Annotated in this window: 14 protein-coding genes; 8 read left to right on the forward strand and 6 right to left on the reverse strand. The window is 66.4% G+C overall.

Features of this window, described 5'->3' with window-relative positions; translation table 11 throughout:
* Positions 1-23: 23 nt before the first annotated feature.
* Positions 24-1,214, reverse strand: a complete 1,191-nt coding sequence (locus NCO8_RS24550) for a lipid-transfer protein (protein WP_067642448.1) — start codon at positions 1,212-1,214, stop codon at positions 24-26.
* Positions 1,215-1,418: 204 nt separating this feature from the next.
* On the opposite strand from NCO8_RS24550, the gene NCO8_RS24555 reads away from it, so the two are divergent.
* From NCO8_RS24555 to NCO8_RS24570, 4 genes are all read left to right on the forward strand, one after another.
* Complete coding sequence (locus NCO8_RS24555) at positions 1,419-2,495, forward strand: serine aminopeptidase domain-containing protein (protein ID WP_067642451.1); 1,077 nt, start codon at positions 1,419-1,421, stop codon at positions 2,493-2,495.
* 308 nt (positions 2,496-2,803) lie between these two features.
* Entirely contained in the window at positions 2,804-3,592 is a 789-nt protein-coding gene (locus NCO8_RS24560) for an ABC transporter permease (protein WP_084457440.1), read from the forward strand.
* The gene (locus NCO8_RS24565; RefSeq protein ID WP_067486112.1) at positions 3,585-4,418 is read left to right on the forward strand and encodes an ABC transporter permease; all 834 of its coding nucleotides are present in this window, start codon (positions 3,585-3,587) and stop codon (positions 4,416-4,418) included. Before NCO8_RS24560 ends, NCO8_RS24565 begins: the two co-directional genes overlap by 8 nt.
* 2 nt (positions 4,419-4,420) lie before the next feature.
* Positions 4,421-5,413, forward strand: a complete 993-nt coding sequence (locus NCO8_RS24570) for an ABC transporter ATP-binding protein (protein WP_067642453.1) — start codon at positions 4,421-4,423, stop codon at positions 5,411-5,413.
* A gap of 2 nt (positions 5,414-5,415) precedes the next feature.
* On the opposite strand, the gene NCO8_RS24575 is transcribed toward NCO8_RS24570, so the two are convergent.
* A complete protein-coding gene (locus tag NCO8_RS24575) occupies positions 5,416-5,730 on the reverse strand; it encodes a hypothetical protein (RefSeq protein WP_067642455.1) in 315 nt (104 codons plus the stop codon).
* A 334-nt stretch (positions 5,731-6,064) separates the two neighbouring features.
* Here NCO8_RS24575 and NCO8_RS24580 point away from each other — a divergent pair, with 334 nt between their 5' ends.
* Positions 6,065-6,550 (forward strand): DUF4254 domain-containing protein, encoded by a 486-nt coding sequence (locus tag NCO8_RS24580; protein WP_084457441.1) that lies wholly within the window; start codon positions 6,065-6,067, stop codon positions 6,548-6,550.
* On the opposite strand, the gene NCO8_RS24585 is transcribed toward NCO8_RS24580, so the two are convergent.
* From NCO8_RS24585 to NCO8_RS24595, 3 genes are read right to left on the reverse strand one after another with little or no spacing between them, the layout of a single operon-like run.
* Positions 6,551-6,865, reverse strand: coding sequence for a hypothetical protein (locus tag NCO8_RS24585; protein WP_067642456.1), 315 nt, complete (start codon positions 6,863-6,865; stop codon positions 6,551-6,553).
* A complete protein-coding gene (locus NCO8_RS24590) occupies positions 6,865-8,013 on the reverse strand; it encodes a fatty acid desaturase family protein (protein ID WP_067642458.1) in 1,149 nt (382 codons plus the stop codon). The genes NCO8_RS24585 and NCO8_RS24590 overlap by 1 nt, the downstream gene beginning before the upstream one ends.
* Positions 8,014-8,053: 40 nt before the next feature.
* Positions 8,054-9,145, reverse strand: coding sequence for a ferredoxin reductase (locus NCO8_RS24595; RefSeq protein ID WP_067642460.1), 1,092 nt, complete (start codon positions 9,143-9,145; stop codon positions 8,054-8,056).
* Between the two features lie 145 nt (positions 9,146-9,290).
* Between NCO8_RS24595 and NCO8_RS24600 the strand changes: the two genes are divergently transcribed.
* On the forward strand, positions 9,291-9,944 hold the full coding sequence (locus NCO8_RS24600) for a TetR family transcriptional regulator (protein WP_067642464.1): 654 nt from the start codon (positions 9,291-9,293) through the stop codon (positions 9,942-9,944).
* A 173-nt stretch (positions 9,945-10,117) separates the two neighbouring features.
* Here NCO8_RS24600 and NCO8_RS24605 read toward each other — a convergent pair whose 3' ends face one another.
* Entirely contained in the window at positions 10,118-11,458 is a 1,341-nt protein-coding gene (locus tag NCO8_RS24605; RefSeq protein WP_067642465.1) for an MFS transporter, read from the reverse strand.
* 113 nt (positions 11,459-11,571) lie between these two features.
* On the opposite strand from NCO8_RS24605, the gene NCO8_RS24610 reads away from it, so the two are divergent.
* Positions 11,572-12,126 (forward strand): PadR family transcriptional regulator, encoded by a 555-nt coding sequence (locus NCO8_RS24610; protein WP_067642467.1) that lies wholly within the window; start codon positions 11,572-11,574, stop codon positions 12,124-12,126.
* Positions 12,123-14,153: an NADPH-dependent 2,4-dienoyl-CoA reductase gene (locus tag NCO8_RS24615; RefSeq protein WP_067642469.1), complete on the forward strand. Its 2,031-nt coding sequence runs from the start codon at positions 12,123-12,125 to the stop codon at positions 14,151-14,153. The genes NCO8_RS24610 and NCO8_RS24615 overlap by 4 nt, the downstream gene beginning before the upstream one ends.
* Positions 14,154-14,322: the final 169 nt, after the last annotated feature.

Below are 14,322 nucleotides of genomic sequence, written 5' to 3' on the forward strand. Positions count from 1 at the left end.
CTCCTCGGTGAGATTGGTGGAAATCAGCGGTTGGCCGGGCGGTAGGCGGTCACCACGACCGCACCACCGAGTCCGATGTTGTGTTGCAGGGCGATACGCGCGCCGTCGACCTGACGGGCGTCGGCGGTGCCGCGCAGCTGCCAGGTGAGCTCGCTGCACTGGGCGAGACCGGTCGCACCGAGCGGGTGCCCCTTCGAGATGAGGCCACCGGAGGGGTTGACGACCCACTTGCCGCCGTAGGTGGTGGCGTTGTCGTCGACGAGGCGTCCACCCTCACCGGCCGCGCAGAGGCCCAGCGCCTCGTAGGTGAGCAGTTCGTTGGTGGAGAAGCAGTCGTGCAGCTCGATCACGTCGACGTCCTCGGGCCCGATCCCGGCCTGGGCGTAGACCGCTTCCGCGGCGGTACGCGACATGTCGGCGCCCACCAGGTTGATCGCGCTCTTGGTGGAGAAGGTGGTCTCGAGGTCGGTGACCATCGACTGCCCGACCATCTCGATCGCCTGGTCGGCGAGGTTGTGCTTGTCGACGAACGACTCGCTCGCCAGGATCACCGCGCCCGAACCGTCGGAGGTCGGTGAGCACTGCAGCTTGGTGAGCGGGCCGTAGATCTGCTTGGCGGCCAGCACCTCTTCCAGGCTGTATTCCTTCTGGAACTGCGCGTACGGGTTGTTCACCGAGTGGCGGTGGTTCTTCACGCCGATCTTGGCGAACTGCTCGGCGGTGGTGCCGTAGCGCTCCATGTGCTCTTTGCCCGCGGCGCCGAACATGTACGGCGCGGGCGGCATGGCGAACTCCTGCAGTTCGGCCAGCGCCAGCAGGTGCCGCATCATCGGCTGTTCGCGGTCGTCGTAGGTGGAGCCGAGCGAACCCTTCTGCATCTTCTCGAAGCCCAGCGCCAGGGTGCAGTCGGCCAGGCCGCCGCGGATCGCCTGGGCGGCGAGGTAGAGCGCGGTCGAGCCGGTGGAACAGTTGTTGTTGACGTTGACCACCGGGATGCCGGTCATGCCGAGCTCGTAGACAGCGCGCTGTCCGGCGGTCGACTCGCCGTAGACGTAACCGACATAGGCCTGCTGGACCTGGTTGTAGTCGATTCCGGCATCGGTGAGCGCCTTGGTGCCCGCTTCCCGGGCCATGTCCGGGTAATCCCACTCCAGCGCGCCCGGCTTCTCGAACTTCGTCATGCCGACGCCGACGACGAACACCTTCTGTGTCATGTACGCACTCCTGTGTGTCGCGTATCCCAAGTACGTGGGACTACGTGTACCAGGAAGGTATATTGGACATCGTGTCCCAGTCAATACCTTGACGTGCGGAAAATCGCCGGTCACGCAGATATTAGAATCTGGTGAAGTTGCGACTTGTCGTGTAAGTGAGACACGATGTCCAGGTCAGCGCATGCACAGTGATGGAGGAAGACGATGGTCGGATGGGGCACCGCGGTGCGCAACATCGGCGCCTTGTTCCGGGAGGGAATAGAGCCCTACACCCCGACACCGTCGGTCGACGTGTACAGCCACCCCCATCGGCGGCTGCGGTGCTATCGCCGCACCACACCGGCCGTCGGCAATCCGATCCTGCTCGTCCCGCCGCTGGCGGTCACGATCTCGTGCTACGACCTGCGGCCCGACCAGAGCCTGGTCGAGTTCCTCCTCGGCCTCGGCCGTGCGGTGTACGTCATCGATTACGGCGAGATCACCTACGCCGACCGTGATCTCGGGTTCGAGGAGTGGGTCGACGACATCGTGCCCGACGCGATCCGCCGGGTCAGCGCCGAGCACGCCTACGCCCCGGTCGAGGTGATCGGCTGGTCGTTCGGCGGCACCATCAGCCTGTTGACCACCGCGGCCGACCCCGAACTCCCCGTCGCGTCGGTGACGGCGGTCGGTACCCCGTTCGACCAACGACGCAACGGGCCGATGTCGCTGGCCAGATCGCTCGGCCGCCTCGCCCCGACCAAGATCGTCACCACGCCGGTGCGCCTACTGGGCGGCATCCCGAAACAGGCCGTGCGGATCGGTTTCCGCGCCCAATCGCTCGACCGCGAGCTGACCAAACCGCTCTACATCGCGCGCCACGCCAACGACCCCGAATCGCTGGCCAGAATGCAGGCCGTCGACCGATTCATGGACACGATGCCGGGCTACCCGGCGCGCTTCTACGCACAGGTGTACCGCCAGCTGATCATCCGCAACGAAATGTGGACCGGCACAGTGCATCTCAACGCCCAACACGCCGTCGACCTGGCCGCGATCACCGTCCCGGTCCTGCTGATCGGCGGAAACCGCGACACCCTCGCCTCCGCCGCGTCGGTAGCCGCCGGAATCGATGTCCTCACCGGAGCCCCCGTCACCTTCGTCGAAGTCGACGGCAGCCACCTCGGCATCATCGCCGGCCCCGATGCCCGCACCACCAGCTGGGCAGCGATCGCCGACTTTCTCGCCGACACCACTGTCGACACCGATGAACTCCTGACACGGAGTGCCACCGCACACTGACGGTCCGGCACGAGTGCTCCCGATGAGCCGGACCGATGCCGTGTCAAGAGTGGGCGACAGGTAATCTTGCCCCTCATGTGGATCATTCTCGCCATCTCTGTGGTCAGCTCGGTCGCCATCGCGATCCTGTTCGCGACGGGGTTCCCCAAGGACTGACAACGATCGGCGAACAACGCCGTTTTCGTCCTGATCCAGGGTCGGCCGCCTAGAGTTGACTGATTGTGCGGGGCAATGCGGAGGGGGACGCGGGGATTGTTCTCGCGGTGCGCCGACGCAGGTGCCGACGGCGCGCACCAGGTACCGCCGGGGTGTATTGGACCCTGGTGCGGGCGGGTTTCAAGAGACAGGCGCAGTACAAGCTGGCGATGTTCGCCGGGCTGTTCACCAACTGCGTCTTCGGGTTCGTCCGTGCCGCGGTGATGGTCGCGGCCGTGCGATCGGCCGGGGATTTCGGCGGGTACGACGAGGCGACCATCGCCGCGTACGTGTGGTTGTCGCAGGCCCTGCTCGGGGCGACGCAGTTCATGGGCCCGCCGATCGATCTGGTCGAGCGCATCAAGACCGGTGACGTCGCCATCGATTTCCTGCGCCCGGTCGACGTGCAACTCGGCTACCTCGCCGCCGACATGGGCCGCGCGGCGTGCACCTTCATCCCACGCGGCGTGCCGAGCATCGTGATCGGCGCGACGCTGTTCGGGCTGTCGATGCCGGACTCGCTACCGGCCTATCTACTCGGCCTGCTGAGCGTGGTGCTCGCGGTCGCGTTGTCGTTCCTGTGCCTGTTCGCGGTCGCGCTGTGCGGTTTCTGGGTGGTGGAGATCCGCGGCATCCGCATGCTGTACCAGATCGTCGGCACGTTCCTCGCGGGCCTTTTCGTCCCGGTCCATATGTTTCCCGAGTGGTTGCGCGTGGTGGCACACGCTACCCCGTTTCCCTCCATCCTTCAGTCCCCGATCGATACGCTGTCAGGGCGGGTCGTCGGAATGGAAGCCTTGTCAGTCGTTGCGGGACAAGGTTTCTGGGTACTGGCGATCGGACTGCTCGGCAGGGTGTTGTTGCGAGCGGGACAACGCAGGTTGGAGGTACAGGGTGGCTGAACCGGAGACCGCACGCATTGTGTCCGGGACCTGGTTCACCCCCTACCTCGCAGTATTGCGTTCGCGTGTCAAAGCACAGCGGGTCTACCGGGTTTCCTTCGCCATCGAGGTGTTCAGCGCGTTCCTGATCGGCCTGGTGGAGTTCGCCGAGGTGTGGGTGATCTTCCACAACGTCGGTACCCTCGGCGGGCTCGACGTCGACGCGGCACTGTTGCTGTTCGGCCTGTCCAACACCGCTTTCGCACTCGCCCAGGTGCTGGTCGGCCACCTCGACTCGCTCCCGGCGATGATCCGCATGGGCACCCTCGACGCGTATCACCTTCGCCCGCAACCACTGCTGCTCCAGTTGATCACCAGCGACATCTCGCTGCGCCGGATCGCCCGTGCCGCCGTCGCGGTTGTCGTCCTCGGCATCGGGCTGTGGCGCAACGAAATCGACTGGGGCATCGTCCCGGTTACCTTGATCGTGATCACCCTGCTGAGTGGAATCGCGCTGTTCTGTGGCCTTTTCGTATGTGCGGCGGGGCTACAGTTCTTCTTGATAGACGGTGCCGAGCTCACCAACAGCTTCACCTACGGCGGCTCGTTCGCCGCGATGCAGCCGGCCTCGGTGTTCCCGACACCGCTGAAACTGTTGTTCGGGTTCGCGATTCCGGTCGCGTTCACGGCGTACGTGCCGACCATCGCGCTGCTCGGACTGCAGGGTCCGCCGCTGCTGCCCGCGTGGTCGGCGTGGCTGACCCCGCTGGCCGCCGCCTGGGTGTGGTTGCTCGCGGCGGCGGCATGGCGGGTCGGGACGAGGCACTATCAGGGAGGAGGCGGATAACGATGGACGACAACGCCACATCGGATCCGATCATCGACATCGACGACCTCACCCGGCAATTCAGCGTGTACCGCAAGAACGGCAGCCGCTGGCGCAGACATCGCGACATCATCACCGCCGTCGACCGGATGAGTTTTCGGGTCGAACGCGGCTCGGCCGTGGGCTATATCGGCGCCAACGGCGCGGGCAAGTCGACCACGATCAAGATGCTCACCGGCATCCTCGTCCCTACCAGGGGCACGGTCCGCACGTGCGGTCTCGAACCCGTGCGCCAGCGGCGGGAACTGGCCTCGCGCATCGGTGTGGTGTTCGGGCAGCGGTCACAGCTGTGGTGGGATCTGCCGCTGCACGAGTCGTTTTCGATCCTCGCCGCGATCCACCGGCTCGATCCGGAGGTCGCGGGCAAACGGACACACGAGCTCGTCGAGCAACTGGAGATGGCCGACACCCTCGACACGCCGGTGCGTCAGCTCTCGCTCGGTCAGCGGATGCGCGCCGAGGTGGCCGCCGCCCTGCTGCATTCGCCGGAGCTGGTGATTCTCGACGAGCCGACGATCGGTCTCGACGTGTTGTCCAAGCAGCGATTACGCGAGTTCCTGCGCGCCGAGCGCATGGAACGCGGAACCACTTTGCTCCTCACCACCCACGACATGGGCGATATCGAACGACTCTGCGAACGGGTGCTCGTAGTGGATCACGGCACCCTCGTCTACGACGGTTCGCTCACCGGCCTCGGTGCCACCGTCGGCGCGCGCCGGGTACTCGTCGTCGACCTGGCCGAGCCGACACCGGATCTCGACGATCTGCCGTGCGGTGCGCAACTGCTGTCGAGCGCGGCGGGCGGCATGCGTCAGCGCCTGGCCTTCGACGCCGAACACACCACCGCCGCGGCGTTGCTCGCGGCGGTCTCGGATCGGGCGAAGGTGCGCGATCTGTCCATCGAGGAACCGGGCATCGAAGACGTGGTGCGCCGAATCTACGAGTCCGCGCGCTGATTTCAAGCGTTCGGGTTACCGGAGTACATACTCACCTCGCCGCCCTCGCCGATGAAGGCGTTGACCAGCATGATCCGCTGCGCGCGCAACTCGTCGGCATCGGGGGCGCTGGTGGTGATGGCGATCTGCGGGATGGCGGCCCAGTTCACCACATAGCGCTGCGGTGGCCCTTCGTCGTCGGACAGCCGGGCGAGCCGGAACACCGACACCGCACGGCGTTCCATCAGGTCGCGGACCACATCGGCGATTCGCTGCGGGTCTTCCAGCGCGAAGAGAAAGCCGAAGGTCAGCTCGGGCGAGGACACGTAAGCCGGCACATCTACCGAGGCTAGTGCATACGCGGGTCTTGTCGTCGGTGAGATTGCCGTGAATGTGCCGCAGTGGTTTTCCCCGTCACCGCCCGGTGACTCGCCCGTCATCGGCACATAACAATTTCTGCCGACCCGGAGTTTTGTACACCATACTATTGCGCGTCGATCCCGGATCGCGCTTTCCTGAAAGGGTCCCGATATTTCCCGGGCCGTCATCCTCACCGCAGCGTCGCGGAATACGTCGGCGTCTGGGCGGGGCTACGCCGGTGCCGGGGCGCGTCCCGGCGATTCCCCGGCCCCGGCGTATCCACCCTCGCGAGCTTTTTCAGGGGCGTGCACCATGCCGATCGACTCCGGCCACCTGACACAACCACCGTCACCGTCGGCCTTGTTACGGGCATTCGTCCGGCCGATCGATCGGAACCGTCCCCATCACCGGGTACTCGACGCGGCCGCCGCCCTCGCCGAATGCCACGCACGCAGGCGCGCGGTGATCGAGGAGGCCCGCGACCCGGCCGTCTCGAGCGCGCGGATCCTGCGTCTGATCGACGAGATAGACCGCGAACGCACCACCCAGATGGCGCTCATCGACAACTGGGTGGCCACCAACCTGGCCCATCGCGCGGGCGCCTCGCTGCACACCGAGACCCTCGGCGCGGTGATCGATCGGATGGCACGAAAATGGATCGCCGCCCAGCATGCGCTGGACGGCGATCCGGAGGGTCGAACCCATCTGCACTGGTCCCGGCTGGCCGAACTGGCCGACGGCTACCGCGATCTCATCACCGATGTGATCGAGCACCGGCGCCGGTTGCCGGTGTGGTGATCAGTGCTGTTCGGGAACCGGCTTCGGCGAGACCACCCCGGTCTCGTCGACGATCTCGGCCTCGGTGACGGGCTGCTCGGGCGCCCGCACCTCGTCGTCGGTGGCGTCGTAGGCCGGTTCGGCCGCGGCCGCGTCACGGCGAGCCGCGGCGGCCGCTTCCTTCATCTCGATCGCGTCGGTGATGAACTCACCGATCTCCCGAGCTACTCCCGCGACGGTTCCGGTGATCAGCGCGGCGATATTGCCCACCCGCTGCGCGCCGGAGGTCGTCAATTCCTGGACGAGATCCTTGTTGGTTTCGAATTTGCCGACCATTACACGCCCACTTCGGTTGCCTTCCGATTACGCATAACGATAACACCGGGCTTGGGCGCCCTCTTGATGATGTTGTCGGGCAGCGCGAGCTGGAAGATCTTGACCCACACCGAACCGATCTGCTTGGAGAAACGGCCGGTGTTGTAGGGCAGGCCGTACTTCTCGCACAGCGCCTTCACCTCGGGCGCCATTTCCGGGTACCGGTTGGCCGGGATATCCGGGAACAGGTGATGCTCGATCTGGTGCGAGAGGTTGCCCGACATGATGTGGAACAGTCGCGAGCCGTTGATGTTGGCCGAGCCGAGCATCTGGCGCACGTACCACTCACCACGGGTCTCCTCCGCGGTCTCCTCCTTGGTGAACGTCTGCACGCCCGCCGGGAAGTGACCGCAGAAGATGATGGAGAAGGTCCACAGGTTGCGCACCAGGTTCGCGGCCGCGTTGCCCGCCAAAGTGTGCAGGAACAGCGGGCCGGTCAGCGCCGGGAACACCACGTAGTCCTTGAGGACCTGCCTGCCCGCCTTCTTGAACTGCCCCTTGAGCAGCGGCTTCAGGTCCGACCACTTGCGCTTGCCCTTGATGATGTTGTCGGCCTCGAGGTCGTGCACCATCACGCCCCACTCGAACAGCACCATCAGCAGGAAGGCGTAGACGGGGTTGCCCAGGTAGTAGGGGTTCCACTTCTGGCCCTCGTCGATACGCAGGATGCCGTACCCGATGTCGCGGTCCATGTCGTGGATGTTGGTGTAGGTGTGGTGCATGTAGTTGTGCGAGTGCTTCCACTGATCGGCCGGGCACACGGTGTCCCAGTCGAATTCGCGGGAGTTCACGCCGCGCTCACGCATCCAGTCGTACTGGCCGTGCATCACGTTGTGGCCGATTTCCATGTTGTCGAGAATCTTCGACGCGCCGAGCGCGGCAACGCCGGCCAGCCAGAACGGCGGGAGGAAGCCGAGGTACATCAGACCGCGGCCTGCCACCTCGAGACCACGCTGGGTCTTGATGATCTTGTAGATGTATTCGCGGTCGCGTTCGCCGAGGTCGGCGACGACGCGGGCCCGCAGGTCGTCGAGCGCCTTGCCGAGCTCTTCGACCTGGTCGGGGGTCAGGATGACCGGGCCGTCTGCGGTTTCGGTGAGGATCGTCATAGCAGTATCTCCCCTGGGTTGTTTCGCGGTGATCGGTTGACTAGAGGGCGATGTCGACGTCGCCGACGGGTGCGTTCACGCAGATCTGGATCTGCTTGTCGGGGTCGGCGTCGAGTTCGCCGGTGCGCAGGTTGCGGGTGCAGCCGGACACCTTGGTCGCGGTGCAGGAGAAGCAGATCCCCATGCGGCAGCCGTATTCCGGGGTGAGCCCGGCCGATTCGGCCTGTTCGAGCAGCGAGGAACCGTTGTTCTCGGCGGCGACGTCGCTGCCGGAGAAGGTGACGGTGCCGGTGGCCTCGGACGGGTCGACCGGAACGGTGGTGAGGGTGAACTCCTCGCTGTGCACCCGATCCGCGAGACCCTCGGCCTCGAAGATGTTCTTCACGGCGTTCATCAGCGGCGGCGGGCCACACACGAAGGTCTGCGCGTCGGCGAACCAGGGCGCCACGCGCTCGAGCTCGTCGTAATCGAAAAAGCCGCTGCCGGTGGAGGTCTCACCGTTGACGACCGTGCCCGGCTCCACCGGGAAGCGGTATTCCACCCGGAAGTTGGGGCGCCGGTTGGCGATGGCGGCCAGTTCCGCGCGGTGCGGAATCATCTCCGGCTGACGCGCGTAGTGCAGGAAGGTGACCTCACCGGTGTAGGCCTCGGCGTCGAGGGTGCGCAGTATCGACAGCACCGGAGTGATGCCGCTGCCGCCGCTGATGAGCAGCACCTTCGCGGGCCGCTGCTCGGGCAGCGCGAACACGCCGCTCGCCGGCTCGAGGTTGACGACCATGCCCGGTTCGGCGTGATCGTGCAGGTAGTTCGAGACCAGCCCGCCGGGGTGCGCCTTGACGGTGATCTGTAGGAAGCGGTCGCTGCCGCCCTCGGGGTCGATGGGCGAGTAGCAGCGGACGTGGCGCACGCCGTCGATCAGCACCCCGATCTGGATGTACTGCCCGGCCTTGTGTCCACGCCAGCGGCGCGAAGTACGCAGGGTCAGGGTCACCGAGCCGGGCACCGCGCGGGATACATGGGTGACCTCGGCACGCAGTTCCCGCGCGGTCAGCGCCGGGCTGACGAGTTCGAGGTACCGGTCCAGCGGATGCGGCGTCGTCAACGTCTGCACCAGGTCGATCAGTCCCACCATGTGTGTTGCCCCTCTGCGGATGTTCCGTGGACGTGCTGGCGAAAATTTCAGTGCACGCCTGTACACTCACCAGTGTGCCGGATGAACCCGGCCCACTGTCAACCGGCAGCGATGTGAGCCGGACTACATTTCCAAGGAAGCGACTATGGTGAACGGATGTATGCTCACCGATGTGACTGAGCAGGCAGGAACCCGGAATGAGCGCAAAGCGCACACTCGGGCGGCTCTCCTCGACGGCACGCTGGCACTGGCCGCGGAGCGCGGGTTCGCCGCACTGAGCCTGCGCGAGGTCGCACGCTCGGCCGGGATCGTGCCGACGGCGTTCTACCGCCACTTCGCGTCGCTGGACGATCTGGGCGCCACCCTCGTCGACGAGGGTGTCACCGCGCTACGGCTGGCATTGCGCGAGGTCAGGCGCAAGCCCGACGCCCACCTCGCCGACACCGTGCGGTTCGTCTTCGACCAGGTCGCCGCCAAGCGCGCGCTGTTCGGATTCCTCCTGCGCGAACGGCACGGCGGCTCGGCACCACTGCGTCAGGCCATCGCGATGGAGATGCAGCTGATCGTGCGCGAGATCGTCGCCGACCTGTCGCGGTTGCGGGCACTGGATTCCTGGAGCACCACCGAGCTCGAGATCGCCGCGGACCTGCTGGTCAGCACGGTGACCGACGGAATCGGCGCGTTCGTGTCGGCGACCCCGCGCGAGGAATCGGCGGTCGTGGAGCGCACGGTGATGCAGATGCGCCTCATCGCGCTCGGCATCGCCGCCTGGCAGCCGTCGCGTTCGCCCGAAAACTGACGCCTCACCCGCTGTCCCGTCGCTGGGGTGCGAGGGATTCGCCTCGGCGGCCGACGACGACGTGCTGGTTGCGAGCGTTCATACCGGTGAAATACCCGCGTTCTCGCGAATCCGCGGTCGATCGGGTTGGGAGTACAGGTGTTCACAAATCGGTGCGGGCAAAATCGGTGACGCTACATAGGTTTGGCGTCCTGGATCGCGCTCGGTGCACGCACCGGGAGCAGTACGAGTAGACCGATCGTCAGCACCACGAGCAGGCCGATGATGCCGGCGCGATCGTTGTGGAAAGCCCACGCGAACAGCCCGAACAGGGCCGGTGCGAGGAACGAGACCGCGCGACCGGTCGTGGTGTAGAGGCCGAACAGCTGCCCTTCGCGACCGGGCGGGGCCAGCCGGGCCAGGAACGAGCGGGCCGAAGCCTGGGCGGGGCCGACGAAGACGGTGAGCGCGAGGCCGAAGATCCAGAACATCAGCGGGCCCGTGACCACCAGCAGAACCACGCCGCAGGCGATCATGCCCACGAGCGAGCCGACGATCACCCGCTTGGGTCCGAGCCGGTCGTCGAAGCGGCCAGCCGCGATCGCCGCCGCGCCGGCCACCACGTTCGCGGCCACGCCGAACAGCAGCACATCGGCGTCGGCGAAGCCGTACACGCCGACCGCGAGCACGGCACCGAAGGTGAAAACGCCGGCCAGCCCGTCGCGGAAGATCGCACTGGCCAGCAGGAACCACACGGTGTGCCGGTCGGTGCGCCACAGGTCGCGCACGTCACGCCACAGCACCCGGTAGGAGCCGAGGAATCCGACGCGGTCGGCGCCGGGATCGGCACCGGTGCGTGGCAGTTCGGGCACGGTGAACAGCACCGGCAGCGCGAACACCGTGAACCAGACGGCGGCGAGCACGATCACCAGCCGCACATTGAGGCCCTGATCGGTCGGCATGTCGAGCAGGCCGCGGCGGTCGCCGTCACCGGCGAGGAAGCCCACGTAGCAGGCGAGCAGCAACACGATGCCACCGAAATAGCCCATCGCCCAGCCGAATCCGGACACCCGACCGACCGTCGCAGGCGTCGACACCTGGCGCATCATCGCGTTGTAGGGCACCGTGGCCAGTTCGAAGGTGGCCGAGGCGAAGGCGAGCAGGGCGAGCCCGAGCCACAGGTCGCGGTGGTCGTCGTGGACGAAGAACATCATCGACATCGCGCCGACGGTGAGCGCGGTCAGCGTGGCCAGAGCCCGCTTGCGCGACCCGACCGCGTCGAAATACTGCCCGCACACCGGCGCCGTCAGCGCCACCAGCAGGCCCGCGCCTGCCAGCGCCCAGCCGAGCCACGCGCTCGCCGAGATCGTGCCCGGCAGATCGTCGCCGACCTTGTCGGTGAGATACACCGAGAACACGAAGGTGAGCATCACGGCCTGGAACGCCGAGGACCCCCAATCCCACAGCCCCCACGCCATCACCTGTCCGCGTCCGGCCGCCTCGCCGATGGTCGCGGACGCGCTCACCTCGGTCATGCACCGAGCGTAACGGCGCGTTCCGTGCCCGGCAGGGCATCGACGATCCGCCGCGCCGTCAATTCATATGAACCTGGTTGCATAGAACCGTTGGTTGCGCATATCCTCGTCGCATGGCACTCGAGCACGCGCTCCTGGTCTCGCTGAGCGAGCGAGCAGGCTCCGGGTATGAACTCGCCCGTCGATTCGACAAGTCGATCGGCTACTTCTGGAGCGCCACCCACCAGCAGATCTACCGCGTGCTCAAGCGGATGGAGGAAGCCGGCTGGGTCACCGTGGAATCGGTCGCCCAGCAGGGCAAACCCGACAAGAAGGTGTACTCGGTCGCCCCCGCCGGAGCCGAGGAATTGGCCCGCTGGATCGCCGAGCCCGCCGAATCGGTGCCCACCCGCGACGAACTCGGCGTCAAGGTGCGTGGCGCCGCGCACGGCGATATCGACGCCGTCTGCGCCGAGGTCGCCCGCCATCGCGCCGAACACGCGCAACGCCTCGAGGAGTACCAGCTCAGCGAGAAGAAATTCTTTCCGGCGCCGGACCAGCTCTCCGGCACCGCTCTGCACCAGTACCTGGTGCTTCGCGCGGGTATCCGCGCGGAGACCGGTTACGTCGAATGGTGCGACGAAGTACTGCAGGCCCTGCGACCGCGAAAAGGTGACCATCGCCCATGACTGCCTATCCCCATCTGTTCGAGCCCCTCGACCTCGGCCACACCACCCTGCGTAACCGGGTGGTCATGGGCTCCATGCACACCGGCCTCGAAGACCGCGCCTGGGACACCAACAAGCTCGCCGCCTACTTCGCCGAGCGCGCACGCGGCGGTGTGGGGCTCATCATCACCGGCGGGTACGCACCCAACCGCACCGGCTGGCTGCTGCCGTTCGGCGGCAAGCTCACCACCAAGACGGAGGCCTACCGGCACCGGCGCATCACCAAGGCGGTGCACGACGAGGGCGGCAAGATCGCCATCCAGATCCTGCACGCGGGCCGCTATTCCTATATGCCGACCAGTGTTTCGGCCTCGGCGGTGAAGTCGGCGATCAACCCGTTCAAGCCGCGTGCCCTCTCGGCCAAGGGCATCGAACGCACCATCGACGACTACGCCCGCTGCGCCGGGCTGGCCAAGTTCGCCGGGTACGACGGTTGCGAGATCATGGGCGGTGAAGGGTATTTCATCAACCAGTTCCTCGCGCCGCGGGTGAACAAGCGCACCGACAAGTGGGGCGGTACCCCGGAGAACCGGCGGCGGCTGCCCGTGGAGATCGCGCGCCGCATCCGCGCCGAGGTGGGCCCCGATTTCATCATCGTGTTCCGGTTGTCGATGGCCGAGCTCGTGGAGAAGGGCCAGACCTTCGACGAGATCGTCGCGCTCGCACAGGAATTGGAGTCCGTCGGCGTCGACATCCTCAACACCGACATCGGCTGGCACGAGGCTCGGGTGCCGACCATCGTCACCTCGGTGCCGCGTGCGGCGTTCGTGGAGTTCACCGCCAAGATCGCCCGCAAGGTGAACATCCCGGTGTGTGCGTCGAACCGGATCAACATGCCCGAGATCGCCGAGGAGATCCTCACCCGAGGCGACGCGGCCCTGATCTCGCTCGCACGCCCCCTGCTCGCCGATCCCGAATGGGCGAACAAGGCGCGCGGCGACCGCGCCGACGAGATCAACACCTGCATCGCCTGCAACCAGGCCTGCCTCGACCACGCCTTCGGCAACAAGAAGGTGTCGTGCCTGGTGAACCCGCGCGCGGGCAGCGAGACCACCCTCAACCTGCTGCCCACCCGGCGCACCAAACGCATCGCGGTGGTCGGCGCGGGCCCCGCAGGCCTGTCGGCCGCGGTGAACCTGGCCGAGCGCGGCCATCACGTCGACCTGTTCGAGGCCGACGACAAGATCGGCGGCCAGTTCGACATCGCCCGCCGCATCCCCGGCAAGGAGGAGTTCGACGAGTCGATCCGCTACTTCCGCCGCAAGATCGAGCTCACCGGTGTCCGGCTGCACCTCGAAAAGCGTGTCAGCGCAACCGAACTGATCGACGGCGGCTACGACTCGGTGGTGCTGGCGACCGGAGTGCGCCCCCGCATCCCCAACATTCCCGGCATCGACCATCCGATGGTGCTGTCGTACGCGGAGCTGGTGAAGCAGGAGAAGCCGGTCGGCAAGAAGGTCGCGGTGATCGGTGCGGGCGGTATCGGTTACGACGTGAGCGAATATCTCACCGTCGACGGGCATCCCACGCTCAAGCTCGACGAGTGGAAGGAAGAGTGGGGCGTCGACTCCGACAACGAGCAGGTCCCCGGCCAGCTCAAGAAGCCCAACCCCTCCCCCGCCGCCCGCGATGTCGTGCTGCTGCAACGCAAGTCGACTCCGTTCGGCAAGGATCTCGGCAAGACGTCCGGGTGGGTGCACCGTGCTGCGCTCAAAGCCAAGGGGGTCGAGCAGATCGGTGGGGTGAATTACGAGCGCATCGATGATTCGGGTCTGCACATCAGCTTCGGGGAGAAGCGGGAGAATCCGCGAGTCATCGAGGTGGACAACGTGATCGTGTGTGCCGGGCAGGAATCGGTGCGTGAGCTCGAGGAACCGTTGCGGGCGGCCGGGGTCGAGTTGCACCTCATCGGCGGGGCCGAGCTGGCTGCTGAGCTCGATGCGAAGCGGGCCATCGACCAGGGGACGCGACTGGCTGCTCGCCTCTAGACCCGGTCGTCCGACGCGACGGACGGCCGTTGCGACGCCCCCATCCACCGAACTCGCATCCGGTGGGTGGGGGTGTTGTCTTTGGTGGGGAGGTTGTCTGTGGTGGGGAGGTTGTCTGGGAGTTGGGGGCGTGGCCGGCTCTTTTTGGATTGCGCCCAAGTGGTGCTGG

This window comes from Nocardia coubleae NBRC 108252 (assembly GCF_001612805.1).
Taxonomy (GTDB): domain Bacteria; phylum Actinomycetota; class Actinomycetes; order Mycobacteriales; family Mycobacteriaceae; genus Nocardia; species Nocardia coubleae.